The sequence below is a fragment of the Nocardia sp. NBC_00511 genome (assembly GCF_045161165.1).
Lineage (GTDB): Bacteria > Actinomycetota > Actinomycetes > Mycobacteriales > Mycobacteriaceae > Nocardia.
The window spans coordinates 8,731,613-8,757,870 of sequence record NZ_CP107849.1 but is presented as its reverse complement, the minus strand read 5'-3'; the positions used below and the strand labels follow the sequence as shown (position 1 = coordinate 8,757,870).

Sequence of the window (26,258 nt, the reverse complement as noted above, 5' to 3'; positions counted from 1 at the left end):
AAGATCGCGTAAGGATCGGGGCGCGGCTCGTCAAAGCCGCGTAGCCGGACGTTCACCGGCACCCGTACGGGCGTACTCCTGGGGATGGCCCCGCATAAGAGAAAGCGGGGACGCCCACAGGAGACACCTTGACGCTGCTCGAGATCTTCCCGTCATTGCGCGACGGGGGTATGGTGCCGCGACTCGACCCGACCATCTGGCCACGTGACACCCACTACGACGGCGAAGGACGCATCACCGTCGGCAATGTGGCCCTGGCCGATATCGCCGACCAGTACGGCACCCCCACCTACGTGCTCGACGAGGGCGAGGTGCGCGGACGCTGCCAGGACTACCGCAAGCGCTTCCCCGACGCCGAGATCATCTACGCGGGCAAGGCGCTGCTCACCCGGGCCGTCGCCGAATGGGTCACCGAAGAAGGACTCTCCCTGGACGTGTGCTCGGCCGGCGAACTGGCGGTGGCACTGTCCTCCTGGGCCGACCCGGCTCGAATCATGCTGCACGGCAACGGGAAACCGTTCGGCGAGCTGGAGACCGCGATCAACTGCGGGGTCGGGCGCATCGTCGTCGACTCGCTCACCGAGATCACCCTGCTCTCCGCGCTGGCCAGCCGACCGCAGCGGGTGCTGCTGCGGGTCACCCCCGATATCGACGTGCACGGGCATCCCGCCGTGCGCACCGGCGTCACCGACCAGAAGTTCGGCTTCCCGATCGGCGGCGACGCGGTCCGGGAAGCGGCGGATCGCATTCTGCGCCAACCGAATCTGCAACTCGTCGGACTGCACTGCCACATCGGCTCGCAGATCGGCGAGACCTTCCCCTACGGTGAGGCCGTGCGCCGGATGATCGGCGAAATGTCGCGCCTGCGTGACGAACTCGGCGTCGAACTCACCGAACTCGACCTGGGCGGCGGGCACGCGGTCGCCTACCGCAGCGGCGATCCGGCCATGGATCTCGCCGAGCTGTCCGACATCGTGGGCGACTCGCTCGACGCCGCCTGCATCCGCTACGGCTTCCCGCAGCCGAAGATCGCGCTGGAACCCGGACGAGCCATCGTGGCCCGGGCCGGAGTCACCCTCTACCGGGTGCTGTCGATCAAGCACGTGGAGGGCGGGCACACCTACGTGACCGTCGACGGCGGCATGAGCGACAACCCGCGGGTGGCGCTCTACGGGGCCCGCTACGACGCCGTCGTCGCCAACCGGCATCCCACCGGCGAGCACATGACCGTCACCATCGCCGGACGGCACTGCGAGGCCGGGGACATCCTCGCCCACGATGTTCGGCTGCCCGTCGACCTGCGGCCCGGTGAGGTGCTCGCGATGCCGTGCACGGGCGCGTACCACCACAGCCTGGCCTCGTCCTACAACGGGATCGGGCGGCCGCCGATCGTCGCGGTGCGCGACGGGCGCAGCCGGGAACTGGTGCGGCGGGAGACGATCGACGATCTGCTGTGCCGGGACATCGGACACTGAGCGGCGTGAGTCCGGGCACCCGCGGGTGCCCGGACTCGTTGCGGCTCAGCGTAATTACCCAGTTGTGCTCAGCGTTTCCGGGTGCCGAAGATGCTGCGGCTGATCTCCCGTCCCGCCACGGTGGCGGCCGAACGCAGCAGGTTCTTGAACGCCGGGTTGTTGACGATCTTCTCGGCCATCGACTCGTCCTCCGGCGTCGGCTTCGAGGACCGCGACGGCTTCACCGGAGCCGACTCCTCGGCGGCCTGCTTGGCGGCCGCCAGCTTCTCGGTGAGGATCTCGTAGGCCGAATCGGCGTCGACGGTGGTGCCGTACTTGCTGTACAGGGTGGAACCCTGTGCCCGCGAACGAATTCCGTCGTCACCGATGGTGTCCATCAGCGAGCGCGGGGGCTGCATGCGCGCCCACGCCACCGGCGTCGGCGCACCCTTCTCCGACAGCACCGTCACGATGGCCTCACCGATACCCAGTGAGGTGAGCGCCTTTTCGAGATCGTAGGTCCCGGTCTTGGGATACGTGCGCACCGTCTTCGACAGCGCCGCTTGATCTTCCGGCGTGAACGCGCGCAAGGCGTGCTGCACGCGCGCACCCAGCTGCGAGAGCACCTGGTTGGGGATGTCGGTCGGCAGCTGCGTGCAGAAGAACACGCCAACGCCCTTGGAGCGGATCAGCTTGACGGTCTGCTCCACCTGGTTGAGGAACGCCTTCGACGCCCCGTTGAACAGCAGGTGCGCCTCGTCGAAGATGAAGACCAGCTTGGGTTTGTCGATATCGCCGATCTCGGGCAGGGTCTGGAACAGGTCGGCCAGCACCCACATCAGGAACGTGGAGAACATCTGCGGCCGCGACGCCTGCGCACCCAGCTCGAACAGGGTGATGACGCCCATGCCACCCGCGGTCCGCATCAGGTCGGCCGGATCCATCTCCGGCTCACCGAAGAAGGTGTCGCCGCCGTCGGCCTCCAGGTTCACCAGCGCGCGCAGGATCACGCCCGCGGTCTGCGCCGAGACACCGCCGATGCCCTTGAGATCCTCCTTGCCCTCCGGGCTGGTGAGGAACTGGATCACCGCGCGCAGATCCTTGAGATCCAGCAGCGGGAAGGCGTTCTGATCCGACCAGTGGAAGATCAGGCCGAGGGTCGATTCCTGAGTGTCGTTGAGCCCCAACGCTTTACTGAGCAGGATCGGCCCGAACGAGGTGATGGTGGCGCGGATCGGCACCCCGATGCCCTCGGTGCCCAGCGAGACGAATTCGCACGGGAAGCCCTGTGGCTTCCAGTCCGGGTCACCGGTCTCCGCCGCGCGTGCCAGCAGCTTGTCATTGGATTGGCCCGGCATGGCGAGGCCCGACAGGTCGCCCTTGATATCGGCCAGCACCACCGGGACGCCCGCCGCCGACAACTGCTCGGCGATGCCCTGCACGGTCTTGGTCTTACCGGTGCCCGTCGCGCCCGCGACCAGACCGTGACGGTTCATGGTCTTCATCGGAATGCGTACGCGCGCATCGGGATGCACCTGACCGTCCACGATCACGGTGCCCAATTCGAGGGCCAGGCCCTCCATGGCGTATCCGGCGGCGATCTCCTGCGCGGCGGCCTCGGCCTTGTCGGTCGAATTACCGCCCGTGGCAGTAGCTTTCACGCCGGTCTTCGCGGTGTCCGCCGCTGCGGCCGGTGCCGCACCGGAATCGGAGGTCGCCGCCGCGGCATCCGCCTGTGCCTGCTCCGCCGCCTCCTGCTCGGCGGCTTCCTTCTCCGCGGCTTCGGCGGCTGCCACGGCTTCCGCCGCGATCCGCGCCGCGTCCTCCGCCGCCTTCCGTGCCGCGGCTGCCTTCTCCTGCGGGGTGGTCATCGCGCTTCCTCCGTCTGCTCTGCCAACTACGACTGCCCTGCGAACACTTGCTCTGGGAACTGCCTGCCAACATGCCGACCGCTGCATACGCGCCGGGGATGCGGGAAACGATACTGCCCGGTCGGCACGGAAACCGGACCCGACGCGGCCGGATCACCACCCGGGTGTCGGCCGACCACCCGCGAGCGACCCGAAAGTCCCTGCGCCGTCGAACCAGGGCCTACGGCTACGCTGGCCCCGGTGAGCGACAAATACTTGGTGTGGATCGACTGCGAGATGACCGGCCTACGCCTGGACAGTGACAAGCTGATCGAGGTGGCCGCGCTCGTGACCGACAGCGACCTCAATGTCATGGGCGAGGGCGTGGACATCGTGATCCACGCCGACGACGCGGCCCTCGCGGCCATGCCGCCGGTGGTCACCGACATGCACGCCCGTTCCGGGCTCACCGAAGAGGTTCGTCGCTCCACCGTCACCGTCGCCGAGGCCGAACAGCAGATCCTCGACTACATCAAGCAGTACGTCCCCACCCCGCGCACGGTGCCGCTGGCCGGCAACTCGATCGCCACCGACCGCGGCTTCATCGCCCGCGACATGCCGATCCTCGACGGCCACCTGCACTACCGCATGATCGACGTCAGCTCCATCAAGGAACTGACCCGCCGCTGGTACCCCCGCATCTACTTCGGCCAGCCGGAGAAGGGCCTCGCCCACCGCGCCCTGGCCGACATCCAGGAGTCCATCCGCGAACTCCAGTACTACCGCCGCACCGCCTTCGTCGCCCCGCCCGGCCCCTCCACCGCCGAGATCGCCACCGTCGCCGCCGAAGTCTCCGCCACCCACCCGACAACCCCCGGACAACACCACTGAAACCCCACCTGAACAGCCGATTTTGTACTCCCGGCCGGGACAGGATACGATTCTCCGCGCCGGAAGTTACCGGCAATGGTGGCTGTAGTTCAGCTGGTAGAGCACCAGGTTGTGATCCTGGGGGTCGCGGGTTCAAGTCCCGTCAGCCACCCGACACGAAGGGCGTGAACCGATCCGGTTCACGCCCTTCGTCATTCTCACCGCATCGCCACGTAACTGGGGCCGCATGCCGTAGGGCCGATCAGGCCGGGGAGATGCTCGCGTAGTCGGGTGCGTAGACGGTCATCCAGTGCGGGCGGTGCCGAAATGCCATGCGCCGTGCAGGAAGTGGCCGTCCGCGCCGCTGATTCGCGGCTCGCCGGTGGCGGTCACGGTGGACAGGGCGAGGGTGCACATGCCGGTGAGGATTCCGGTGAGCTGCGCGGCGGTGAGAGTTCGTTCGGAGTTGATGATCGACTGCAGGTGCGCGGTCGATCGGGTCAGGGATGCGTCGAGCAGCGTTTGCAGTTCCGCGAGTTCTTCGGATGTTTCGCGCATCGCGCGACTGTATCGCCGCCCACCGACAACTCCGCCGACCTCAGCTGTGCGGCGGGAACTGACCGTTCGCGGTGACGGTGGTGCCGTTGAGCGTGAAGGTGACCGTGCTCGGACCGCCCTGCGGGCAGCACATCGGATCGGTGGCGTTCGTCCACCGGTAGGTCAGCGCCAGCGAAGTGCGCGTGTGCGCGCCCACCAGCGTGTACGGGTAGGCGTCCGAGGTGGCCGTGCCCAGATAGGTGCCGTTGGTGAAGAACAGGACGTGCGTGTAGGTGTGATTGGTGCTGGTGTTCACGGTCATCCACGACAGCACCCCGTCGCATCCGGAACTCAGCGAATCATCGCTGACCTCCCCGACCGACCAGCCCCCGACCGGCGGTGCCGCCAATCGCGCGATCGCCGCCTGCGCCAGACTCGAATTCCGGTCGAAGCACAGCCCGTTGCCACTCCCGTTCGGAGCCGCCTGCTGCTGCGCCACCGAACCCACCGGACTCGGCGCGGCCTTCGACGTGGACGCCGCACACCCCCCGGTCGTCAAGGCGATCCCCGCCGCCAACGCCACCGCCGCCAAAGCCTTCATGTTCATGCTCTCCCCTCGGACCAGTCGCACACAGTGTGAATCGCCCCGGCCCGATCTTGTGTTATCGCAGCTCACCACGGCCCGGTTACGGGAGAAAACGGGGCCGGAATTCGGGGTCGACGCCGGACCACGGCAGGCTAAATTGTAACTCGTTCTAATTTGGCGGCGGGTTCGAAGCCGCTCGGCGATGGATGGAGACGGGTATGACGGGCGAGAATGCCGGGCGGTTCGAGGGGCGGGTCGCGGTGGTCACCGGGGCGTCGTCGGGGCTGGGGCAGTCGGTCGCGCAGTTGCTGACCGCGGGCGGGGCGCGGGTGTTCGGGGTGGGGCGGGACGAGGAGCGGTTGAAGGCGACGCTGAATGGGCCCGAAAGTGGTTGGCTGGCTGCCGATCTGGCCGATCCCGCGACGGGTGACGCGGTGGTTCGGGCGTGTACGGAGCGGTTCGGCGGGGTCGACATTCTGGTGAATGCGGCGGGGGCGCACGGCATGCGGCACACCGGGACGCTCACCGACGAGGAGTGGCAGCGGGATCTGGCGGTCAACCTCAGTGCGCCGTTCTTCCTGTCGCGGGCGGCGCTGCCCAGCCTGCTGGAGCGGGGCGGGTGCATCGTCAATGTGTCGTCGGTGGCGGGACTGGAGGGGCAGGCGTATTCGGCCGGCTACTGCGCGGCCAAGCACGGGCTGATCGGGCTGACGCGGGCCATGGCGCTGGAATTCGACAGCCGCGGCATCCGGATCAACGCGGTCTGCCCGGGCGGCATGACCACGCCGATGGTGCAGTCGTTCACCTTCCCGGAGGACCCGGACTACACGCTGATCATGAAGGTGGCGGCGGCCCGCGGGCTGATGGATCCGGTCCAGGTCGCCAATGTCATCGCCTTCCTCTGCTCCGACGAGGCGTCCGCCGTGCACGGCGCGATCTACACCGTCGACAACGGCAAGATGTCGCTGTGAGCCGTCAGGCGCGGACGACTTCGAAACGCAGATCGGTGATCTGACCGGAATCGTCGCAGCGCAGCTTGCGCAACCCGACCGGCGCACCACCGTCGAACAGCCGGACTCCACCGCCGAGCAACGCCGGAACCAGGTGCACCACAATCTCATCCACGAGACCCAGGTCGAGGCACTGCCGGGCGAGATCGGCACCGAGGATCCCCACCGCCCGGTCCCCGGCGGCGGCCTTCGCGGTGGAGACCGCGTCTGCCACGCCCGCGGACAGGAACACGAAGCGAGAGTCCGCGGGCACGTCGTAGGGCCGGTGCGTCAGCACGAACATCGGCCCACTCCACATGCCGCCGTACAGTTTCCGCTCCCCCTCCCCGGGCTGATTGCCGAGGTCGTATCCCCGGCGACCGGACAGCACCGCGCCGAGCCGCTCCATGGTCTCCATCCCGAGCGGCCCGGCCGCGCCGTGCCCGAACATCCACTCGACGGAGTCGTCCTCCGGCGCGATGAACCCGTCCAACGACATCGTGATATGCCACAGCACCTTCGTCATACCCGTACAGACGGTCCGCACCGGGCGAATTCATCGACCGTGGCGAAGACCACCGGGAAATCCCTGTCCCCTGTCACACCGATTCGGCAGACTGCCGAGATGGGGAATCTCGAAGCAGAACTGCTGGATCGCTGGACCCGCCTGGCGGGCCCCGGCGCGCACCCGGTCGGGGAGGACCTGGTGCGCCGCTACAGCGAACCGCACCGCCGCTATCACACGGTCGACCACCTGGCCTACATGCTCGCCGTGGTCGACGACTTGGCCGCGGACGCAACGGATATCGACGCCGTCCGCTACGCCGCCTTCTTCCACGACGCCGTCTACGCCATGGACGGCACCGACAACGAGGAAGCCTCCGCCCGGCTGGCCGAATCCACCCTGCCGAGCCTCGGTCTCGCACCGGAGACCGTGGCGGAGGTGGCCCGCCTGGTCCGCCTCACCGCAGGCCACTCCCCCACCCCCGACGACCGCAACGGCGCAGTCCTCTGCGACGCCGACCTCGCCATCCTGGCGGGCGACGAATCCGCCTACACCGCATACGCTTCCGCCGTCCGAGCCGAATACGCCCACGTCCCGGACCACCTGTTCCGCGCCGGCCGCGCCCAAGTGTTGAAGGGCCTGGTCGAGCAGGACAACCTGTTCCGCACCCCCATCGGCCGAGCCCGCTACAACACCGCTGCCCGCGCCAACCTCACCGCCGAACTGGCCGACCTCACCGCCCCGGAGCACTGAGCGCGCCGCGCCCGCAACGGAATCAGTGGGCGACGGTCAGTTTGAGCATGGTCACGCCGTGGGCTGGTATGCCGGTGGCGGTCAGCACGCCGGTGGTCTCGGCGGTGGTGTGGGTCCACAGGTCTTTCACCGTGTAGGTGGTGGCGGTGGGTAATCCCAGTGCTGCGGTGGTGGTTTCGATGGTGGTCGCGGATTCTGCTGGGTTGAAGATCGCGACCGCGAGTGAGCCGTCGGCGAGGCGCTTGGTCAGGATGCGGCGATCGGCGGGCAGCGGGGCGGCCTGGGTGCCGGTCGGATCCTGGTCTATCGCAACGACATCCGGGTTCGTCAGGATCGCACGGGTGGTTTCGGTCATGGTGCGGACGTCGTTGCCCGCGATCAAGGGGGCGGCGAGCATGGACCAGAGGGTGAAGTGGGAGCGCTGCTCGTCGGGATTCAGGCTGAAGTCCGGGTCACGCAGACGGCCGACCACCGCGCTGGGGAGTTCGAAAGAGGCTTCCAATTCCAAGGTTTGGGTGGTGGTGAGCGGGCCCTGGACCACCGCTTCCGGATAACCGTCGACATGCGTGGCGATGAAGTGGGCGAGCTGGACGCCGACCACCAGCATGTCGGGATCGTTCCAGTACCCGGGGCGGCTGCGGGCGGCGAGGGGTTCGGCGGCTCCGAGTTCGTCGGTGACGCCGATCAATCCTCTGTTGGAGGTGGTTTCGAGCTGGCCGGTGGGGGAACCGTTGTGCCACAGCGGGATCAGATCACCGGTGTTGCGGGTCATGTCGGCGACGCGGGACCAGTCGTAGTCGGCGGCGGCGTGCAGGTTCTCGGAACTGTTGGGGTTGATGCTGTAGACGATGCGACGGCCGCTGGCGCGCAACGCGTCCCGCATGGTGCTGAAGACCCGGACCTGTTCGGTCAGGTCGGCGTCGGCGCGGCACCAGTCGTATTTGAGGAAGTCGACGCCCCAGGCGGCGAAGGTGCGGGCATCGGCGGTCTCGTGGCCGAAGCTCGCGTTGGTGCGGGCCTGGCCGCAGATCTGGTTGAAGGGGCTGGAGTACAGGCCCAGCAGCATGCCGTGGCTGTGCGCGTAGTCGGCGAGGGCGGCGATGCCGTGCGGGAACCACTGCGGGTCGGCTCGCAGGTTGCCCTCGGCGTCGCGGTCGGGGGCGGCCCAGCCCGCATCCAGGTTCACGTAGCGGTATCCGGCGGCGACCATGCCGGAGGCGGACATGGCGTCGATGACGGCGTGCACGTTGCGCTCCGTCAGCGGGACACCGGAATTCCAGGAGTTCCAGCCCATCGGCGGCGTCGGTGGCCCCGCCGGGGCGGCCCCGGTCACCCCGTCGGCGGAGGTGCTGGACGTGTCGCCCAGCAGCAGCGCGTCACCGAGCACCAGCGAGGCCGCGGTGAGCAGCACCAGGGGCAGGATTCGGGATCGCACGCTGAGCGTTCTCCTTCGGTGCGCCGGAGCGGGACGTGGCAATGATCCAGCAGGACCGAACGCGAAGGCCCGGCGGGCAGTGGAAGACACTGCCCGCCGGGCCGTTTCGCGAGGCCGTCCTAGCCGGTGTATCCGGTCAGCTGGTAGACGGTGGCCCCGCCGACCTGCTGCGGGGTGAACGTCGCGGTCACCCAGTTGGTGATATCGGTGTGCTGGTTGCGCCCGAAGCCACCACCCTGGTTGCCCGCGTCGGTCTGATCGCGCACCGGGTCGGCGGGCGTCTGGCCGCCCTGCCGGTCGCGTTCATCGTTGCCGGTCGCGCCGGGGGTGCGGTTACCGGTGCCGTTCTGGCCGGTGCCACGATCGCCGGTGCCGTTGCCGGACTGCGCATTACCGCGATCACCGGTGCCGTTGCCGCCGTTGGCGCTATCGGTGTCGCCGCCGCCGCGCTGGTTGTTCTCGACGATGTAGTAGCCGATCTTCCCGGCCTTCACATCGGCCTGGAATTCCGCGAGGGTCGGCGTCGGGTCGCTGCCCGAGAAGCCGCCGATCGCCATGACCGAACGGTCGCTCTGCAATTCGAGTCCGGCCGCCGCCGAGGATCCGTTGATGGCCGCGGCCCACTTGGCGTCGCTGCCCTCGAGGAGGGTCGCGAGTGCCGGATTGGCTTGGCTCTCACCGAATCCGCCCATGCCGCCGCGGCCACCGGCACGCGCCGGTCCGACGGTGGGGCCGCCACCGGAGTGCGGGGTGGCGATGGTCGCGAATGCGTAGGCAGAGGTCCCGGCCAGGCCGCCGATCAGTCCGAGCGCCAGGGCGGCGGTCGCCAGTCGCCGGTTGCCGCGAGCCCACGGCAGCGCGATCAGCACCGCCGCGATGACGGTCGCGGCCAGGATGGCCCAGCGCAGTTCGGGGAACCAGCCGCTGTTGCGGTGCAGCAGCACGAAACTCCACACCCCGGTCAGCAGAATCAGCGCGGACAGTCCCAAACGGCCGAGCAGTACGTCACGGCGCGTCCACATTTCGTGGATGCCGAGGGCGAACATGCCCGCCACCGCCGGGGCGATCGAGAGGCAGTAGTAGGGGTGCACGGTGCCGCTCATGTAGCTGAGCACGCCGCCGTCGATGACGATCCACAGGCCGAACAGGATCGCGCCCGCCCGGGCCAGATCGGTGCGCGGGGCCCGGCCCCGCGAGATCAGCACCAGCACCACGGCCAGCAGCGCGGTCGGCAGCAACCAGGCGATCTCGAAACCGAACTCACCGGTGAACAGGCGTTCCACACCGCGCACCTGGCCGCCGCCGAAGCCACCGAATCCGCCACCGCCGCCACCGCGGCCCGCCTGCTGCTGGGCAGCATCCGCCGCCGCCTGGGCGGCCGCCGGGTCGGCGGGTGGACGCGGTGCGCCACCACCGCCACCGTGATTACGGCCGAGCACCCGCGCGAAACCGTTGTAGCCCAACACCAGGTTCATGAAGTTGTTGTCGGTGGAACCGGCCAGGTACGGGTGGCTCGAGGCGGGCCACAGCAGCGTGACGAACACGTACCAGCCGCTGGAGGCCAGCATCGCGACCAGCGCGCCGACCAGTTGCAACAGCCGGGTGCGAATCTTGTTGGGAGCGGCGATCAGGTAGACCACGCCCAGTGCGGGCAGCACCATCAGGCCCTCGAGCATCTTCGCCAGGAACGCGAAGCCCAGCGCGACACCGGCCAGCAGAATCCAAGTGGTGGAAGCCTTTTCGAGTGCCCGGACGGTGGCGTACGCGCCGGCCATCATGAGCAGCACCATCACGGCGTCCGGGTTGTTGAACCGGAACATCAACGCCGCCACCGGAGTCAGTGCCAGCGCCGCACCGGCGAGCAGGCCGGTGTAGTGGCTGCCGGTCACCCGCTTGGTCGCACCGTAGAGCAGGCCCACCGCGGCGACCGCCATCAACGCCTGCGGAATCAGCATGCTGGCGCTGGAGAATCCGAAGATCTGCCCCGACAGGCCCATCACCCACTGCGAGACGGGCGGCTTGTCGACGGTGATGAAGTTGCCCGGGTCGAGGGACCCGAACAGGAGGGCTTCCCAGTTCTTCGACCCGGCCCAGGCGGCCCCGGCGTAGAACTGGTTGCCCATGCCGTTGATGGTGATGTTCCACAGGTACATCACCGCTGTCGCGACTAGGAGCACGACCAGACCGGCACGTTCGACGGCCTTACCGTCGAACCTGCCCGTCACGCGGGGGGCCGCGGACTGCGGCGGAACGACCGGAGGGTTGTCCATGAGTGATGCGGTCACGGTGACCATTCAGCCCTTCGGACTCCAAGGAATCCTGTGAGCCCGCCGCGAGCTTCCGGTGAGCCCTGGCCGGTCTGTTTCCGGGCGGGCGGGTGGCGCAGGTCACGTGTGGGAAAATGCGGCATGAGTATCAAGATCGATGCGCTGGATTCCGCACTGCTCGCGGAGCTGGCCGTGGATCCGCGAGTACCGATTCTGGAGTTGGCGCAGCGGCTGGGCGTGGCCCGCAACACCGTGCAGGCCCGGATGAAACGCCTGGAATCCTCGGGCGCGGTGCGCGGCTATCTGCCGGATGTAGACCTGGCCGCGATCGGGTTCGGGGTGCACGCTTTCCTGGGCATCGAGGTGGATCAGAACAAGATGGACGCGATCGTCGAGGCGCTGCGGGACTTTCCGAATGTGCTCGAGGTGCACGCCACCACCGGGCGGTCGGATCTGCTGGTGCGGATCGCGGCGCGCTCGCAGCAGGATCTGCTCGCAGTCGTCCAGCGCGTGCACACGATTCGCGGGGTGAAGCACACCGAGACCATGCTCGCCCTCGCCACGCCGATCGAGTACCGGTCGCTGCCATTGGTCGAACACGTTAATGACGCCTAACTGAACCGCCCTGAGCAGACTGCTGCGCACCGGCAGTGTGTGCTGAATCACTATTGAGCAGTCTGATCAACTTTTCGCGCGTCGGTTGACACAGATCACCCTGCACGGCAGATTTCGCTGCACCGAATCGCTGGCCCCTTCGTTTGCGGCTCACGATCTGAGCCGTGGAGAGTGTGGTGACTGTTCATGACCGACCTCGCCTGTGCGCCCCTACCGCAGGCCGAACCGGCCGCACCCTACGACCTCGCCGACCGCTACCGCTCCGGAGCGGGCCCGGTCCTGCTGACCGGGGTGCAGGCCATCGCCCGGCTGCTGGTCGAACAACATGTCCGCGATATCCGCGCCGGACGTCGGGTCGCGACCTTCGTGTCCGGCTATCAGGGCAGCCCGCTCGGCGGCGTCGACAAGATGCTGCTCGGGATGCCGAATGTGCTTGCGGAGCATGACATCACGTTCGTACCGGGCCTCAACGAGGAACTGGCGGCGACGTCGGTGTGGGGCAGTCAGGCCGACCTGCCCGCCGGGCGCGCCACCCATGACGGGGTGGTCGGGGTCTGGTACGGGAAGGGGCCGGGCGTGGACCGGGCCACCGACGCCATCCGGCACGCCAATATGTACGGCGTGAACCCGCGCGGCGGGGTGTTGCTGCTGGTCGGCGACGATCCGGGCTCGAAATCCTCTACGGTGCCCGCGGTGAGCGAACGGTCGCTGGCCGCCATGGGCGTGCCGGTGTTGTTCCCGCGCAATGCCGAGGAGATCATCACCCTGGGCCTGCGCGGGGTGGCGATGTCGCGGACCTCGGGATGTGTGGTGGCGATGAAGATCGTCGCCGATGTCGCCGACGGCGCGTGGACGGTGGACTCGACTGTCGCGGACCTGGCGCTCGATGTTCCCGAGGTGAGCTGGGACGGAAAGCCTTTCGTCTACCGGCAGCGCCCGATGGCCGCACCCGCCGACAGCCTGATCGCCGAGGCCGATCTCTACGGCCCGCGCTGGGCACTGGTGCACGCCTTCGGCGCGGCCAACGATCTCGACGTGATCGAGGTGGATCCGGCCGACGCCCGGGTCGGGATCGCAGCCACCGGAACCACTTTCGACGCGGTGCGGCAGGCGCTGCTGGACCTCGGGGTGGACGACGCGACCATGCATCGCGCCGGAATCCGCCTGCTGCGCATCGGAATGCCCTATCCGGTCGGTGCGGAGCGGGTCACCGAATTCGCGCGCGGACTGGAAGAACTGATCGTGGTCGAGGACAAGACCGCGTTCGTCGAGACCCAGATCCGCGAAATCCTCTACGGCGCAGTCGAAGCCCCGCGGATACACGGCAAGCGCGACGGGAACGGCGCACCGCTCATGCCCGCCGACGGTGAGCTGACCGCCGGTCGGCTGCTGGCTCCGCTGCGCCGGGTGCTGCGCGAGCGGGTGGAACTGAAGCGGACCCCGCCGCCCCCGCTGGCGCTGGAAGTGTTGTCCGCCAAGCGCACCCCGTACTTCTGTAGCGGTTGCCCGCACAATCGCTCCACGGCGCTGCCGGAGGGTTCGATCGGTGGCGGCGGCATCGGCTGCCACACCCTGGTCACGCTGTCGGGGCGCGCGGACAGCGCGGTCACCGGGCTCACCCAGATGGGGGGTGAAGGCAGCCAGTGGATCGGGCAGGCCCCGTTCACCGATGTGCCGCACCTGTTCCAGAACATCGGCGACGGAACGTTCTTCCACTCGGGACAGCTCGCGGTGCAGGCGTGCGTCGCGGCGGGGGTGAACATCACCTACAAGCTGCTCTACAACGAGGTCGTCGCCATGACCGGCGCGCAGGATGTGGAGGGCGGGCTGACGGTCGCGAAGCTGACGCACAAGCTGACCGTCGAGGGCGTGAAACAGATCATCATCTGCGCGGATGAACCCAAGCGGCACAACCGCAGAGCGCTCGCCAAGGGCACGCTGCTGTGGCATCGCGACCGGCTCGACGAGGCGCAGCGGGTGTTGCGTGAGGTCGAGGGCGTGACCGTACTGATCTACGACCAGCACTGCGCGGCCGATGCCCGCCGTCAGCGCAAGCGCGGCACACTGCCGGTGCGCAATACCCGCGTGGTGATCAACGAGGCGGTGTGCGAGGGGTGTGGTGACTGTGGCACCAAGTCCAATTGCCTGTCCGTGCAACCGGTCGAGACCGAGTATGGCCGCAAGACGCGCATCGATCAGACGTCCTGCAATACCGATTACAGCTGCCTCGACGGCGACTGCCCGTCGTTCGTGACGGTGGAGACTTCACCGGATACGAAGGGTGGCAGGTCTTCCCGACGCAAGGGTGCGGATGCCCCTGCCGTCCCGGACCCGGCCTTCGGACTTCCGGAAGGCACCCAGAACGTGCTGATCGCGGGTATCGGCGGCACCGGCATCGTGACGGTGAACCAGGTGCTGGCGACCGCCGCCCTGCGGGCCGGATACGCGGTGGAGAGTCTCGACCAGATCGGCATGAGCCAGAAGGCCGGACCGGTGCTGTCGCATCTGCGTTTCGCCACAGCGGAATTGGAGCCGTCCAATCGGCTCACGCCGGGCAGCGCCGACTGCGTGCTGGCCATCGACCTGCTCACCGCGGCCGAACCCAAGAACCTCCAGTTCGGTTCTCCGATCAGCACGGTGACGGTCGCCTCGACCAGCCCGACTCCGACCGGTGACATGGTCTACGACAAGTCGGTCGCCTACCCGAATACCGCGACACTGCTGGATCGTGTTGCCGCGGTGTCGAATTCCGTGCATCACTTCGATGCGCTGGCCGCCTCGCAGGAGCTGTTCGGCAATACCGCCGCGGCCAACTTCCTGATCGTCGGCGCGGCCTTCCAGTCCGGTGGCCTGCGCCTGCCCGCCGCCGCCATCGAGGAGGCGATCGGCATCAACGGTGTCGCGGTCGCCGCCAACACCGCGGCCTTCCACTGGGGTCGAGTGGCCATCGCCGACCCGGCGGCCTTCGCGGCCTCCACCGCGACCGCCCGGCCGAAGCGCGCCCGCGCTGAACTGCCCGCGGATCTACTGGCACACACCACCTTCCACGGGGAGGTCCGCCGACTCGTGGAACTGCGCGCCGCTGAACTGATCGAATTCGGCAACCGGAAGGTCGCCCACCGCTACCTCGAATCCGTGCAGGCGGCCTGGACCGCCGAGCGCGCCGTCACCGACCGCACCGAATTCTCCGAGGCGGTGGCCCGCGGCCTGCACAAACTCACCGCCTACAAGGACGAATACGAGGTGGCCCGCCTGCTGGTGGACCCCGACTTCCTCGCCGACGTCGAAGCCCAGGTCCCCGGCGGCCGACGCCTCACCTACAAACTCCACCCGCCCGCCCTGCGCGCGCTGGGCCGCAAGAAGAAGATCGGCCTCGCTCCCAAATCCCATGTGGCACTGAAGCTCCTCGCCAAGGGCAAGGTCCTGCGCGGCACCCGTCTCGACCCCTTCGGCTACGCCCACGTCCGCAGGGTGGAGCGTGAACTGCTGGCCGACTACACCGCGATGATCCACCGCCTCGCGGCCGACCTGACCCCCGAAAGCTATTCCGCCGCGACGGAAGCCGCCGGACTCCCCGATCTGGTTCGCGGCTACGAAGACGTCAAACTCGCCAATGTCGAGCTGTATCGAGCCCGCCTGCGCGAACTCGGCCTCGACCAGTGACGGACCACCGGACACGAAGTCACCCACCGCACCACATCTGAATTCGCTCCACCTCGAACGGCAGCTTCCACTCCGCTGGACCCGGCGGGCGCGCGAGCAGGCGCGCCCGGCGGACAGCTGTGCCCGAATCTGGGAACACCTGACAATTCAGGAGAGTGCGGCTGCACAGATCTCCGGCCGCCGCGCGAGCGTCCGCCGGTCCGGCCGCCACCCATGCGGCCCCGTACTGCCGCCACGAGCGGCGACTCGAAAGGAATCGACAGTGACCGCAATGCACACCGACGCAGGGGTTTTCGGGCGTTCGCACGAGTTGAGCGCACGCCGCCACGAGCAGGTGATGTTCTGCGAGGACGAGAAGAGCGGGTTGCGGGCGATCATCGCCGTGCATTCGACGACGCTGGGGCCCGCGCTCGGCGGGACCCGGATGTATCCGTATGCGAGCGAGTCGGCGGCGCTCGAGGATGTGCTGCGACTGTCGTGGGGCATGACGTACAAGGCCGCGGCGGCGGGACTGGAGCTGGGAGGCGGGAAGGCCGTAATCATCGGGGATCCGGCGCGGGGCAAGAGCCCGGAACTGTTCGCGGCGTACGCACGGTTCGTGGAATCGCTTGGCGGGCGGTACATCACGGCGGGCGATGTGGGCACCAATACCGATGACCTCGACACGATCGGCCGCCACACCCGGTACGTGACCGGCCGCTCCACCGCGGCGGGCGGCTCGGGCGACAGCGCCCGGCTGACCGCGCTCGGCGTGTTCAACGCCATGCGTGCAGGGGCCGAATCCGTGTGGGGTGCTCCGACATTGGCCGGTCGCACGGTGGGTGTCGAGGGTGTCGGCAAGGTCGGTCGTCAGCTGGTGGAACTGCTGCTCGCCGACGGCGCGGAAGTCTGCGTCACCGACGTGAACGATGCGGCCCTGCAAGGAATCTCGCGGGACCTGCCCGCGGTGCGGCTGCTGAGCACGGTAGCCACCGCACCCGTCGACGTCTACGCCCCGTGTGCGCTCGGCGGCACCCTCACCCTCGACAGCGCCGAGCACATCGAGGCCAAGCTGGTGTGCGGCGCGGCCAACAATCAGCTGGCGAATCCCGTTGTGGAACAAGCCCTCACTGAGCGCGGCATCACGTGGGTCCCGGATTTCGTGGCCAACGCGGGCGGGCTCGTCCAGGTAGCCGGTGAGCTGCACGACGCAGCACCGGATCAGGTCGAAGACGCTGTGAGGGGCATCTTCGGCCGGTGCCGCGACATCATCGCGGAGTCCAAGGCCGAGGGAATCGGCACCGGCGCGGCGGCCAACCGGTTCGCGGAACGGCGTCTGGACGCCATCCCGCGGGCCCTCTGACCATCGCCCGAAGTTTCAAGGAGGAGACGACAAGTGGCGTTCGCGAGCGGCATGTTCCGCACCAAATCGGTCGAGCAGTCGATCAGGGATACCGAGGAACCGGATTCCAAGCTGCGCAAGGATCTGACGGCCAAGGACCTCACCGTCTTCGGTGTCGCCGTGGTCATCGGGGCGGGCATCTTCACGCTGACCGCGCGCACGGCGGGGACGGTGGCCGGTCCCGCGGTCTCGCTGGCCTTCGTGTTCGCGGCCATCGCCTGCGGGCTGACGGCCCTGTGCTACGCGGAGTTCGCGTCGACGGTTCCGGTGGCGGGCAGCGCGTACACGTTCGCGTACGCCACTTTCGGTGAGGTGATCGCCTGGATCATCGGCTGGGATCTCATTCTGGAGTTCGCGCTGGCGGTCTCGGTGGTGGCCAAGGGGTGGTCGCAGTATCTCGGGGAGGTGCTGGGCGGGCTGGTGAATCCGGTCGCGCACATCGGGTCGATCCAATTCGACTGGGGCGCGGTGCTGATCATCGCGATCGTCGGCGTGCTGCTGGCGACCGGCACCAAATTGTCGTCGCGGGTGTCGGCGATCGCGGTGGCGATCAAGCTGGCGGTGATCGCGCTGGTATTGGTGGTCGGCGCGACCTATTTCAAGGCCTCGAACCTGAGCCCCTACATTCCGCCGTCGCAGCCTTCGGACAAGGCGCAGGGCGTGCATCAGTCGATGTTCGCCTGGCTCACCGGTTCCGGCGGCACCAGCTTCGGCTGGTACGGGCTGCTGGCCGCCGCCAGCCTGGTGTTCTTCGCCTTCGTCGGCTTCGACGTGGTCGCCACCACCGCCGAGGAGACCCGCAACCCGCAGCGCGATGTGCCGCGCGGCATCTTCGGCTCGCTGGCCATCGTGACCGTGCTGTACGTGGCGGTGTCGCTGATCCTCACCGGCATGGTGCCCTACACCGAGCTGGCGAGCGGAAACGCGACCCTGGCAACGGCTTTCGCGATCCACGGCGCGACCTGGGTGAAGAACATCATCTCGATCGGCGCGCTGGCCGGGCTCTCGACGGTGGTCATGGTGATGTTCCTGGGCCAGACCCGGGTGCTGTTCGCGATGGCCCGTGACGGTCTGCTGCCGCGCGGTCTGGCCCACACCGGCAAGCACGGCACCCCGGTCCGCCTCACCGTGATCGTCGGCATGGTCTGCGCGCTGCTGGCCGGGTTCGTCGATTTCGGCACCCTGGAGGAAATGGTCAATATCGGCACGCTGGTCGCGTTCGTGCTGGTGTCGCTGGGTGTTCCGGTCCTGCGCCGCACCCGGCCCGACCTCAAGCGCGGTTTCCGGGTCCCCCTGGTGCCGGTGGTCCCGATCCTGGCGGCCCTGGCCTGCCTGTGGCTGATGCTGAACCTCTCCATCGAGACCTGGCTGCGCTTCGTGCTCTGGATGGCGCTGGGCATGGTCGTCTACTTCGCTTACAGCCGTAGGCATTCGGTGCTGGGCCGCCGGGCGGCGGACACAGAGGCGGTCACGGCCCCGGCGAGCACCGAGACCTCGACGCTCGCCGAAGCCCCGAAGCTCCCTGAGACCTCGGAGCCGAACGAGGCCGCGAGACAAAGCGAGACGGCCACGCAAGGCTGACGACCCGAGCCGGGCCGGTGCGTGAATCTCGCACCGGCCCGGCCGTTCTCGTCGATCAGCGCGCATCCCCACCGTGCAGCTGACGGGTTCCCATCACCGGCGCGTCGATCAGCCGCAGTCCGTATTCCTGTGCGACAGCGGCAAGTTCGGGTATCGCATCGACTCCGACGGTGGAGGTCTGCAACCAGATCTGACCGGCTCGCAGCCCGTCCGCCGCACCCTCAATGGCCGCCCGATGCGGCATCCCGTTCCATCCTGGCCACGCCCGGGCCCGCTACCCAGGGCCGTCGCGCGCCTGGGCACCGGGTGACCACCCTGACGGAAAAGCCGCTGCACAGCGAACTTGGCTAGCATGATCAGCGGCGCTGCCCCGCGCGCCGCAGTCGTATTCAGGAGACCCCGATGGACCAGGCCACACTCGACGCCTATGACAGCCACGCCGCCGAATACGCCCGAGAGTGGTCGTCGCAGAGCGCTCCCGCCGATATGTATCAGCTCATCGAGCGCTACTTCGAGCCCGGCCTGACCGCCGATGTCGGTTGCGGATCCGGCCGGGACGCGGGCTGGCTCGCCGCGCAGGGCTACGAGGTGCGCGGCTACGACGGGAGCGCCGGACTGATCGCCCGCGCTCGCGCGGATCATCCGGCGCTGAGCTTCGAGCAGTCGCTGCTGCCCGCGCTGCCGGAGGCCCCGTCGGGTGCGTTCCGGAATGTGTTGTGCGAGACCGTGATCATGCATCTGCCCGCCACCGAGGTGGGTCCGGCGGTCACCCGGCTGGTGGAACTGCTGCAGCCGGGCGGGGTGCTGTACCTGAGCTGGCGGATGACCTCCGGCGATGATCTGCGGGATCAGAACGGCCGCCTCTACGGCGCGTTCGACGCCGAGGTGGTGCACGACGCACTCGCCGCCGACACCACCGTGCTGTTCGAGCACGAGGCACTGAGCGAATCCTCGGGCAAGCGGGTGCGCCGGGTGATCGCGCAGCGCAACCCCACACTGCTGCCCTGAGTTCGAATTCGGGACATTGGTCCATGTCGGCGGGCCGGGGCGAGTTCTAACGTCGAGGTAGTGAATACCGTTGCCGAGAACATCGCCGACACCACCGGGCAAGCCGCGCACAAGGCCGAAGACCTGCGAAGTCCCGGCCGGTTCCTGGTCTCGGCCATGCTCGCGGGTGCGTTCATCGCCGCCGGTGAGGTGCTGCTGCTGACGGCGCTGTCGCCGTTCGCCGCCACCCACGCGCCCGCACTGAAGCTGCTCGAGGGCGCGGTCTTCCCGATCGCGCTGACCATGGTGATGGTCGCGGGCGCGCAACTGTTCACCTCGACGGTGATGGTGATGCTGATCGGCGCGCTTGCCGGGCGCACCGGCTGGAAGGACATGCTGTGGGCGTGGGCGGCGACCCTGTTCGGCAATCTGGCCGGGACCATGATCTTCGCCGCGATGGTGCACGCCTCCGGTGTCACCTCCACCGCACCCGCGAAAGCCATGCTCGCCGAGATGCTTTCGGGCAAGAACGCACTCGCCGGCGGGCAGCTGTTCTGGCGGGCGGTGCTGTGCAACATGCTGGTCTGCCTGGCGGTGTGGATGTTCGGCCGGGTACGCGGTTCCGGCGCACGCATTCTGGTGTTGTGGCTGCCGGTGCTGGTGTTCGTGGCGGCCGGGTTCGAGCACTGTGTGGCGAACATGTCGCTCTACGGCATCGGAATCATGGAGGGCGAGGCCACCTTCGGTGAGCTGGCGCGCAATCTGCTCTACACCGTGCCTGGCAATATCGTCGGCGGCGGACTGCTGGTGGGCGCGGTCTACTGGTACGTCTCGGGGGCACGGCGGAAGCGGCCGGAACCGGAGCCGGAAACCGATTGGTCGTACACCGTAGAAATGGCCGCCAACAGGGGTTGATACGTTGGCCAGATGAGCCGACTGCCCGATCTGACCGCAACGGACGAGCCGACCACGCGCGACGCCACCGGGCTGCCCGCGTATTTCCTGCCCGGCGGCACCACCACCGAGGGCCACGACCGCTTCCGGGCCACCGAATCGACGGTGAGCGTCTGGGCGGCGACCATGCAGCACGGCGCACCGCCTTCCGCACTGCTGGCCCGCGCGGTCGAGCAGCACGCGCCGCGCCCGGGCACCCGGGTGGCCCGCTTCACCATGGAGATCCTCGGCCCGATCCCGGTCGGCGAGCTCGAGGTCCGGGCCTGGGCGGAGCGCCCCGGCAATCGCGTCGAGCTGATCGCCGCCGAACTGGTGGCCCGCAAACCGGACGGCACGCCCCGCACCGTGGCCCGGGCCGCGGCCTGGCGCATCGCCACCTCCGATTCCGGCGCCGTGGTCCACACCGTCGACACCCCGCTGCCGCCGGTGCCCGACCTGTCCGAGATCACCTGGCCGTTCCCGGACGGCTGGGATGTCGGCTACGTGAAGACGGTCGACATGCGGGCGGTCGCCTCCGACGGCGGCACCCGCCGGGTGTGGGTGCGTCCGCTGGTCGAGGTGGTCGACGGCGAGCCGATCAGCCCGCTGGTGCGGGTCTTCGCGGTCGCGGATGTGGCCAATGGAGTTGGCGCGCAACTGGATCCGGCGCACTGGACCTTCCTCAACACCGATCTGACCGTCGATCTGTTCCGTCTGCCGGTCGGTGAGTGGATCGGCCTGGCCGTGCAGACCTCCATCGGACCCGACGGCGTCGGCATGTGCTCGAGCGTCCTGCACGATCAGGACGGGCCGATCGGCCGCTGCCTGCAGATCCTCGAGGTCCGCCCCCGCGACTGACCGCCGCGATCCCGGCGAACAACAGCGGCGGCGATGACCACCCGCTCCCGGCGATAGCGAAAGCGATATCGTCGCCGGGGTGGATCCGCTTCGCCAGTTGCGCTATTTCATCGCCGTCGCCGAGGAGCTGCATTTCGGGCGGGCGGCCGAGCGGCTGCGGATCGCGCAGCCCGCGTTGAGCCAGCGCATCCGCAAGCTCGAGACGGATCTGGGCGCCCGGTTGCTGGATCGCGACAGCCGCCGGGTCGCGCTGACCGAGGCCGGACAGATCTTCCTGGTCGAGGCCCGCGATCTGATCGCCCGCTGGGAACGAGCGCGCTCGCTGGTCGGCAAGGCCCATCGCGGTGAGATCGACGCACTGCGGGTCGGGGTGCCGCCGGAGCTGGCGGGCCGGGTGCTGGCCGCGATTCTCACCGCGTTCGAGAGTCGTGAGGTGCGAGTCGATCTACAGGAGTTGACCACCGCCGAGCAGGTCGGCCTGCTCGCGGATCGGCAACTCGACGCGGGCCTGCTGCAATATCCGGTGGACGTGGTCGGCCTGCAATCGGGTCCGGCGGTGGAAACCCCGCTGGGCGTGGTGCTTCCGCGCGATTCGCCGCTGGCGGCCCGCGCCGCGCTCACCCTGGCCGATCTGGCCGGGCACGGCCTGGTGATCTTCCCGCGCGCCGCCGCGCCCGGGCTCTACGACGCCACCCTGCGCACCTGCTGGGAGCACGGCTTCCGCCCGACCTCGGTGCAGCACGCCCGCAATCCCGAATTCGTGCTGGGCATGGTGCTTTCCGGGCGCGGTGTCGCCTTCGATCAGGGCCTGGTGGCGCAGAAGGAGCCGCGCGTGGTGTGGCGGCCGCTGCCGGAGGGCACGCTGACCTGGCGACTGGCGCTGACCTGGCCCGCGGCCGCCCCGCATCCGCTGGTCCGGGAGCTGGCCGAGCTGATCGTCGCGGTCATGCAGGGCGACGGGGCTTCCCGGCCCGCACCGCTTCACACCGCCGAGCGGCGACCCTGGAACGCGGTGCACGGCAGGCAGTGAGCGATGCCCTCGATCGCCGCGCGCCCCGCCAGGCCGATCGCCCGATCCACCTCCGGCTGCCGTCCGTGCAGATTCTCCGAAGCGGTGAAAACGGCTACGGCATAACGACTTCCGTCCGGGTACTCGACGACGCCGATCTCGTTGCGGATGCCCGGCAGCGTGCCTGTCTTGGACCAGATGCCGGTGTCGGACGGGAACGCGGAGGGCAGTCGATGCCCGTACACCTGCTCGCGCATGAGATCTCGCACCCAGCGGCAGGCCTCCGGGGCGCCCGCCCGATCCTGTCCGATCAGCAGCAGTAGCCGGGTCATGTCGCGCGCGGTGCTCGCAGTGGTGCGCAGCGGGTCCACCGCGCGGGTGCCGAAGATCTCGTCCACGCTGGAACCTGGGAAGCGAGCGGCGAATTCGTGCAGGTCACGAGCGCCGATGTCCTCGGCCATGCTTTGCAGGATGTCGCGCAGCGAGCCGACGACCCGGGTGGCGGTGAGCCCGAGTTCCCGGGCCAGCGATCGCACGTTCTCCACCCCGACCCGATCGAAAAGCAGGTCGGCGGCGGTGTTGTCGCTCAGTGTGAGGGTGAACCAGGCCGCGTCGCGCAGGCTGTATTCGACATCGTCGAGGCAGCCCGCGGTGCCGACACCGCCGAGCCGGTCGGCGGCGGTGGCGCGCACCCGGTCGGTCGGGTCGAGCTGTCCGGCGGTCACCTGCCGCGCGAACTCCAGCACCAGCAGCACTTTCACCACCGACGACAGCACCACGGGTTCGTCCGCGCCCGAGCCGGTCTCGGCGTCACAGCCGAAACATCGGGCGTGCACCCACCCGCGTACACCGGCCTTCCGGAAGATCTCGTCCACTCCCCCAGCATTGCCGGTGCCGTTCCCACCCTGTCAACCGCCCGTGACCCACGCACGCGACCACTCGCATCCAGCGACGATATCGATTCACTTATCGGTTCTCACCCGTGTTGGTCTTGGACAGGCACGGGTGATCCGTGTTGGGGTGCGTGTATGGCGAAGTTCAGCAGGCGAGCGCTCACCGGTGTCGTGGCGGCGGCGATGCTGGTCACCGCGACGGCATGCTCGAAGTCGGGCGAGGACCCGTTGGCGAAGGCGGTGAACGGTTTCACCGACGCCATCAATCGCGACGACGTCACCGCGGCCGCCGCCGCGACCACCGACCCGGCCAAGGCCACCGCCGCACTGGGCCCGCTCTACGACAACCTCGGCAAGCAGGTGAGCTTCGAGGCGTCGAAGATCGAGAAGACCGATACCGGCGCGACCTTCACCCTCGCCGCCACCTGGAAGCTCGGCGCCGACGGCAAGGACGTGTGGACCTACACGACGTCCGGTCGCGCGGATCAGGACAACGGCGACTGGAAGGTGTTCTGGGATCCCACCACCGTCGCCCCCGGCCTGAACCTCGGCCCGCTGTCGTTCGGCCCCGCCTATCCGGCGCCCGCCAAGATTCTCGACAGCGCGGGCGGTGATCTGCTCACCCAGCAGGTGGTGACGCTGGTGAACGTCGCGCCCGGTGCGGATCTCGGGGCCGTCGCGGCGGCACTGGCCCCGGTGGCCCCGGATGTCACCGCCGCCAGCCTGGGATCGGAAATGGCTGGCGCACAGGGCAAGTCGATCACCGCCATCACCCTGCGCGATGCCGACGCCACCATCGTGCAGCCCGCACTCGCGGCGCTACCGAATGTCACGCTCGCCCAGCAGACCCGGTTGCTCACCGTAGACAAGGCACTGTCCTCGCCGACCTTCTCCGGCCTGTCGGATCTGTGGCAGCAGCAGGCCGATGCCGCCGCCGGATGGGCGGTGCGCGCGCAGGGCACCGACGGCACCCAGCGGGTCGGCGGTCCGGATCCCAAGCCGGTCAATGACATTCGCACGACGTTAGATGTCGCCTTGCAGCGGGCGGCGGAGGCCGCGCTGGCCCCCATCACCACTCCGGCCGCCATTGTCGCGTTGCAGCCCTCCACCGGGAACGTGCTGGCCATGGCGCAGAACACGGCCGGAGACGCGCAGGGGCCGATCGGGTTGACCGGCCTGTACCCGCCGGGTTCCACCTTCAAGACCGTCACCGTGTCCGCCGCCCTGCAAGCCGGTTCGGTCACCCCCGACACCGTCGTCGCCTGCCCCGGCGAGGAGAACATCGAGGGCCGGGAGATCCCGAACGACAACAAGTTCGACCTCGGACAGGTGCCACTGCACACCGCGTTCGCCAAGTCCTGCAACACCACCATGGGACGGCTGGCGGTCGGCCTCGCACCCGACGGGCTCACCAATGCGGCGGCTCAGCTCGGACTGGGCATCGACTACGTCACCCCCGGCCTGACCACCGTGACCGGCAAGGTGCCGACCGCCGACACTCCCGCGCTGCGGGTCGAGGAAGGCATCGGACAGGGCACGGTGACCGCGTCGCCGTTCGGAATGGCGCTGGTGGCAGCCGCTCTGGCGCACGGCTCGGTGCCCGCCCCGACCGTGGTGCAGGGCCAGCCCGGCACCGCAAACAAGCAGCCGCCCGCACTGCCGCCGACCATCGCCGATCAGGTGAAAACCATGATGCGCGAGACCATTACCGGCGGCACCGCCACCTCGCTGCGCGACATCCCCGGCCTGCTCGGCAAGACCGGCACCGCAGAGTACATCGACGACAAGCACGCGCACGGCTGGTTCGTCGGCATCGACGGTGATCTCGCGTTCGCCGTATTCATCAGCGACGCGGGCAGTTCCGACCCGGCCGTGCAGGCCGCCGGTCGCATGCTGCGCGCACCGCACTGACCACATCTTCATCACGTCGGCCGATAACCCGGCCGGAATCCACACGGCGAGAGCCGGATACGCGCGGCCCGGTCCCTCGACCGGCGCCGAAACCCCCTGACCCGCAGGCGTCCCACGGGTGCGCGGGTGACACAGTTCCGACGAAGAGAGGTTTGTTTTGTCGACCCTGAAATACGGCGCCCTGGCATCGCTGCTGTTGCTTGCCCCGCTGGCCGCCGGATGCGACTCGTCCTCGAAAAGCGAAGCGACGCCGAGTGTTTCCGCGACGTCCGCCGCCAAGACCGACGACACCGCGCTGCGTGATCTCGAGCAACAGCGCGGGGCGCGGGTGGGCGTGTTCGCCGTCGACACCGGCAGCGGCAAGACCTTCGGCTACCGGCAGGACGAACGGTTCGCCTTCGACTCGACCTTCAAGGCCCTGGCCTGTGGCGCACTGCTGCACGCGCACCCGCTGAGCAGCGGATTCTTCGACCAGGTCCAGCATTTCACCAAGGACGAGCTGGTCGCGAACTCGCCGATCTCCAACACCCGGGTCGATTCCGGCATGACCGCGAGCGAGCTGTGCCACGCCGCCATCACCGTCAGCGACAACACGGCGGGCAACCAGCTGTTGAAACTGCTCGGCGGCCCGCAGGCGCTCACCGCGTTCCTGCGTTCGATCGGCGATCAGACCACCCGCATGGATCGCTGGGAGCCGGACGTGAACACCAATATCCCTGGCGACGAACGCGATACCAGCACTCCGGCCGCCCTCGCCGCCGACTATCGCGCCCTGGTCGTGGGCGACGCCCTGGCCGCCCCCGAGCGTGCGCAGCTCACCGACTGGCTGCTGGCCACCTCGACCGGCGGGGAACGCATCCGCGCCGGTCTGCCCGCGGACTGGAAGACCGGGGACAAGACCGGCTCCGGCGACTACGGGACCGCCAACGACATCGCCGTCACCTGGCCCACCGGCAATGCCGCGCCGCTGGTGGTCGCGGTGCTGACCACCAAGCCGGATCAGGCTGCGCAGAGCGACAATTCGCTGATCGCGGCGGCGGCGAAGGAAGCGGTCGGGGCCGTGCGCTAGCACCTCACCGGCGACTCGACAAGCCACTGCCCACGAAGTAGATGTGGCCCTGCGCATCCGTGCCGTTGAGGATGGAGGCGAGCTGGCGTCCATCGGAGGCGAGTGACCAGAA

At 68.7% G+C, this 26,258-nt stretch carries 21 protein-coding genes, 1 tRNA gene and 1 pseudogene; 15 read left to right on the top strand and 8 right to left on the bottom strand.

Going from position 1 to position 26,258, the window contains the following annotated elements:
* Nucleotides 1-128 precede the first annotated feature (128 nt).
* Nucleotides 129-1,475, top strand: coding sequence for a diaminopimelate decarboxylase (lysA, locus tag OG300_RS40795; RefSeq protein ID WP_405490584.1), 1,347 nt, complete (start codon nucleotides 129-131; stop codon nucleotides 1,473-1,475).
* A gap of 68 nt (nucleotides 1,476-1,543) precedes the next feature.
* Here the strand turns inward: lysA and OG300_RS40790 are convergent, their stop codons facing one another.
* Nucleotides 1,544-3,325 (bottom strand): helicase HerA-like domain-containing protein, encoded by a 1,782-nt coding sequence (locus OG300_RS40790; RefSeq protein ID WP_405490583.1) that lies wholly within the window; start codon nucleotides 3,323-3,325, stop codon nucleotides 1,544-1,546.
* Nucleotides 3,326-3,565: 240 nt separating this feature from the next.
* Between OG300_RS40790 and orn the strand changes: the two genes are divergently transcribed.
* Together orn and OG300_RS40780 are read left to right on the top strand one after the other, a co-directional pair.
* On the top strand, nucleotides 3,566-4,195 hold the full coding sequence (gene orn, locus OG300_RS40785) for an oligoribonuclease (protein WP_405490582.1): 630 nt from the start codon (nucleotides 3,566-3,568) through the stop codon (nucleotides 4,193-4,195).
* Between the two features lie 78 nt (nucleotides 4,196-4,273).
* Nucleotides 4,274-4,346: transfer RNA gene (locus OG300_RS40780), tRNA-His, on the top strand.
* A 140-nt stretch (nucleotides 4,347-4,486) separates the two neighbouring features.
* On the opposite strand, the pseudogene OG300_RS40775 reads toward OG300_RS40780, so the two are convergent.
* Together OG300_RS40775 and OG300_RS40770 are read right to left on the bottom strand one after the other, a co-directional pair.
* A pseudogene (locus OG300_RS40775) lies at nucleotides 4,487-4,732 on the bottom strand (pyridoxamine 5'-phosphate oxidase family protein); the annotation flags it as partial.
* 40 nt (nucleotides 4,733-4,772) lie between these two features.
* Complete coding sequence (locus OG300_RS40770; RefSeq protein ID WP_405490581.1) at nucleotides 4,773-5,318, bottom strand: LppP/LprE family lipoprotein; 546 nt, start codon at nucleotides 5,316-5,318, stop codon at nucleotides 4,773-4,775.
* 197 nt (nucleotides 5,319-5,515) lie between these two features.
* Here OG300_RS40770 and OG300_RS40765 point away from each other — a divergent pair, with 197 nt between their 5' ends.
* On the top strand, nucleotides 5,516-6,268 hold the full coding sequence (locus tag OG300_RS40765) for an SDR family NAD(P)-dependent oxidoreductase (protein ID WP_405490580.1): 753 nt from the start codon (nucleotides 5,516-5,518) through the stop codon (nucleotides 6,266-6,268).
* A gap of 4 nt (nucleotides 6,269-6,272) precedes the next feature.
* Here the strand turns inward: OG300_RS40765 and OG300_RS40760 are convergent, their stop codons facing one another.
* Nucleotides 6,273-6,812: a dihydrofolate reductase family protein gene (locus tag OG300_RS40760; RefSeq protein ID WP_405490579.1), complete on the bottom strand. Its 540-nt coding sequence runs from the start codon at nucleotides 6,810-6,812 to the stop codon at nucleotides 6,273-6,275.
* A gap of 99 nt (nucleotides 6,813-6,911) precedes the next feature.
* Here OG300_RS40760 and OG300_RS40755 point away from each other — a divergent pair, with 99 nt between their 5' ends.
* On the top strand, nucleotides 6,912-7,544 hold the full coding sequence (locus OG300_RS40755; RefSeq protein ID WP_405490578.1) for a metal-dependent phosphohydrolase: 633 nt from the start codon (nucleotides 6,912-6,914) through the stop codon (nucleotides 7,542-7,544).
* Between the two features lie 22 nt (nucleotides 7,545-7,566).
* Here the strand turns inward: OG300_RS40755 and OG300_RS40750 are convergent, their stop codons facing one another.
* Entirely contained in the window at nucleotides 7,567-8,979 is a 1,413-nt protein-coding gene (locus tag OG300_RS40750) for a glycoside hydrolase family 27 protein (RefSeq protein WP_405490577.1), read from the bottom strand.
* Nucleotides 8,980-9,098: 119 nt separating this feature from the next.
* On the bottom strand, nucleotides 9,099-11,273 hold the full coding sequence (locus OG300_RS40745) for a glycosyltransferase family 39 protein (RefSeq protein ID WP_405490576.1): 2,175 nt from the start codon (nucleotides 11,271-11,273) through the stop codon (nucleotides 9,099-9,101).
* A gap of 114 nt (nucleotides 11,274-11,387) precedes the next feature.
* Here OG300_RS40745 and OG300_RS40740 point away from each other — a divergent pair, with 114 nt between their 5' ends.
* The 4 genes from OG300_RS40740 (at nucleotide 11,388) to OG300_RS40725 (ending at nucleotide 18,486) form a co-directional block, all read left to right on the top strand.
* Nucleotides 11,388-11,861 carry an Lrp/AsnC family transcriptional regulator gene (locus OG300_RS40740; RefSeq protein WP_405490575.1) on the top strand — a complete coding sequence of 158 codons (474 nt, stop codon included), beginning with the start codon at nucleotides 11,388-11,390 and terminating at the stop codon, nucleotides 11,859-11,861.
* A gap of 186 nt (nucleotides 11,862-12,047) precedes the next feature.
* Complete coding sequence (locus OG300_RS40735) at nucleotides 12,048-15,524, top strand: indolepyruvate ferredoxin oxidoreductase family protein (protein WP_405490574.1); 3,477 nt, start codon at nucleotides 12,048-12,050, stop codon at nucleotides 15,522-15,524.
* A gap of 271 nt (nucleotides 15,525-15,795) precedes the next feature.
* Nucleotides 15,796-16,866: a Glu/Leu/Phe/Val dehydrogenase dimerization domain-containing protein gene (locus OG300_RS40730; RefSeq protein ID WP_405498851.1), complete on the top strand. Its 1,071-nt coding sequence runs from the start codon at nucleotides 15,796-15,798 to the stop codon at nucleotides 16,864-16,866.
* Between the two features lie 51 nt (nucleotides 16,867-16,917).
* Nucleotides 16,918-18,486 (top strand): amino acid permease, encoded by a 1,569-nt coding sequence (locus OG300_RS40725; RefSeq protein ID WP_405498850.1) that lies wholly within the window; start codon nucleotides 16,918-16,920, stop codon nucleotides 18,484-18,486.
* Between the two features lie 55 nt (nucleotides 18,487-18,541).
* On the opposite strand, the gene OG300_RS40720 is transcribed toward OG300_RS40725, so the two are convergent.
* Nucleotides 18,542-18,730, bottom strand: coding sequence for an NAD(P)-binding domain-containing protein (locus tag OG300_RS40720; protein WP_405490573.1), 189 nt, complete (start codon nucleotides 18,728-18,730; stop codon nucleotides 18,542-18,544).
* Between the two features lie 158 nt (nucleotides 18,731-18,888).
* On the opposite strand from OG300_RS40720, the gene OG300_RS40715 reads away from it, so the two are divergent.
* From OG300_RS40715 to OG300_RS40700, 4 genes are all read left to right on the top strand, one after another.
* Nucleotides 18,889-19,494 (top strand): class I SAM-dependent methyltransferase, encoded by a 606-nt coding sequence (locus tag OG300_RS40715; RefSeq protein WP_405490571.1) that lies wholly within the window; start codon nucleotides 18,889-18,891, stop codon nucleotides 19,492-19,494.
* Between the two features lie 60 nt (nucleotides 19,495-19,554).
* On the top strand, nucleotides 19,555-20,388 hold the full coding sequence (locus OG300_RS40710; protein ID WP_405490569.1) for a formate/nitrite transporter family protein: 834 nt from the start codon (nucleotides 19,555-19,557) through the stop codon (nucleotides 20,386-20,388).
* Nucleotides 20,389-20,400: 12 nt separating this feature from the next.
* A complete protein-coding gene (locus OG300_RS40705) occupies nucleotides 20,401-21,264 on the top strand; it encodes a thioesterase family protein (protein ID WP_405490567.1) in 864 nt (287 codons plus the stop codon).
* Between the two features lie 79 nt (nucleotides 21,265-21,343).
* Nucleotides 21,344-22,294 (top strand): LysR family transcriptional regulator, encoded by a 951-nt coding sequence (locus OG300_RS40700; protein WP_405490565.1) that lies wholly within the window; start codon nucleotides 21,344-21,346, stop codon nucleotides 22,292-22,294.
* Here the strand turns inward: OG300_RS40700 and OG300_RS40695 are convergent.
* Entirely contained in the window at nucleotides 22,246-23,148 is a 903-nt protein-coding gene (locus OG300_RS40695) for a serine hydrolase (protein WP_405490563.1), read from the bottom strand. The two genes, OG300_RS40700 and OG300_RS40695, sit on opposite strands and share 49 nt — an antisense overlap.
* Nucleotides 23,149-23,301: 153 nt before the next feature.
* Between OG300_RS40695 and OG300_RS40690 the strand changes: the two genes are divergently transcribed.
* Together OG300_RS40690 and bla are read left to right on the top strand one after the other, a co-directional pair.
* Entirely contained in the window at nucleotides 23,302-25,077 is a 1,776-nt protein-coding gene (locus tag OG300_RS40690) for a penicillin-binding transpeptidase domain-containing protein (RefSeq protein WP_405490561.1), read from the top strand.
* Nucleotides 25,078-25,285: 208 nt separating this feature from the next.
* Nucleotides 25,286-26,146: a class A beta-lactamase gene (gene bla, locus OG300_RS40685; protein WP_405498849.1), complete on the top strand. Its 861-nt coding sequence runs from the start codon at nucleotides 25,286-25,288 to the stop codon at nucleotides 26,144-26,146.
* Nucleotides 26,147-26,258 lie beyond the last annotated feature (112 nt).

Coding starts and splice junctions, on each gene's coding strand:
- OG300_RS40790 (WP_405490583.1), bottom strand. CDS start 3,325: ATGACCACCCCGCAGGAGAAGGCAGCCGCGGCACGGAAGGCGGCGGAG.
- OG300_RS40770 (WP_405490581.1), bottom strand. CDS start 5,318: ATGAACATGAAGGCTTTGGCGGCGGTGGCGTTGGCGGCGGGGATCGCC.
- OG300_RS40765 (WP_405490580.1), top strand. CDS start 5,516: ATGACGGGCGAGAATGCCGGGCGGTTCGAGGGGCGGGTCGCGGTGGTC.
- OG300_RS40760 (WP_405490579.1), bottom strand. CDS start 6,812: ATGACGAAGGTGCTGTGGCATATCACGATGTCGTTGGACGGGTTCATC.
- OG300_RS40755 (WP_405490578.1), top strand. CDS start 6,912: ATGGGGAATCTCGAAGCAGAACTGCTGGATCGCTGGACCCGCCTGGCG.
- OG300_RS40745 (WP_405490576.1), bottom strand. CDS start 11,273: ATGGTCACCGTGACCGCATCACTCATGGACAACCCTCCGGTCGTTCCG.
- OG300_RS40740 (WP_405490575.1), top strand. CDS start 11,388: ATGAGTATCAAGATCGATGCGCTGGATTCCGCACTGCTCGCGGAGCTG.
- OG300_RS40735 (WP_405490574.1), top strand. CDS start 12,048: ATGACCGACCTCGCCTGTGCGCCCCTACCGCAGGCCGAACCGGCCGCA.
- OG300_RS40730 (WP_405498851.1), top strand. CDS start 15,796: ATGCACACCGACGCAGGGGTTTTCGGGCGTTCGCACGAGTTGAGCGCA.
- OG300_RS40725 (WP_405498850.1), top strand. CDS start 16,918: ATGTTCCGCACCAAATCGGTCGAGCAGTCGATCAGGGATACCGAGGAA.
- OG300_RS40720 (WP_405490573.1), bottom strand. CDS start 18,730: ATGCCGCATCGGGCGGCCATTGAGGGTGCGGCGGACGGGCTGCGAGCC.
- OG300_RS40715 (WP_405490571.1), top strand. CDS start 18,889: ATGGACCAGGCCACACTCGACGCCTATGACAGCCACGCCGCCGAATAC.
- OG300_RS40705 (WP_405490567.1), top strand. CDS start 20,401: ATGAGCCGACTGCCCGATCTGACCGCAACGGACGAGCCGACCACGCGC.
- OG300_RS40690 (WP_405490561.1), top strand. CDS start 23,302: ATGGCGAAGTTCAGCAGGCGAGCGCTCACCGGTGTCGTGGCGGCGGCG.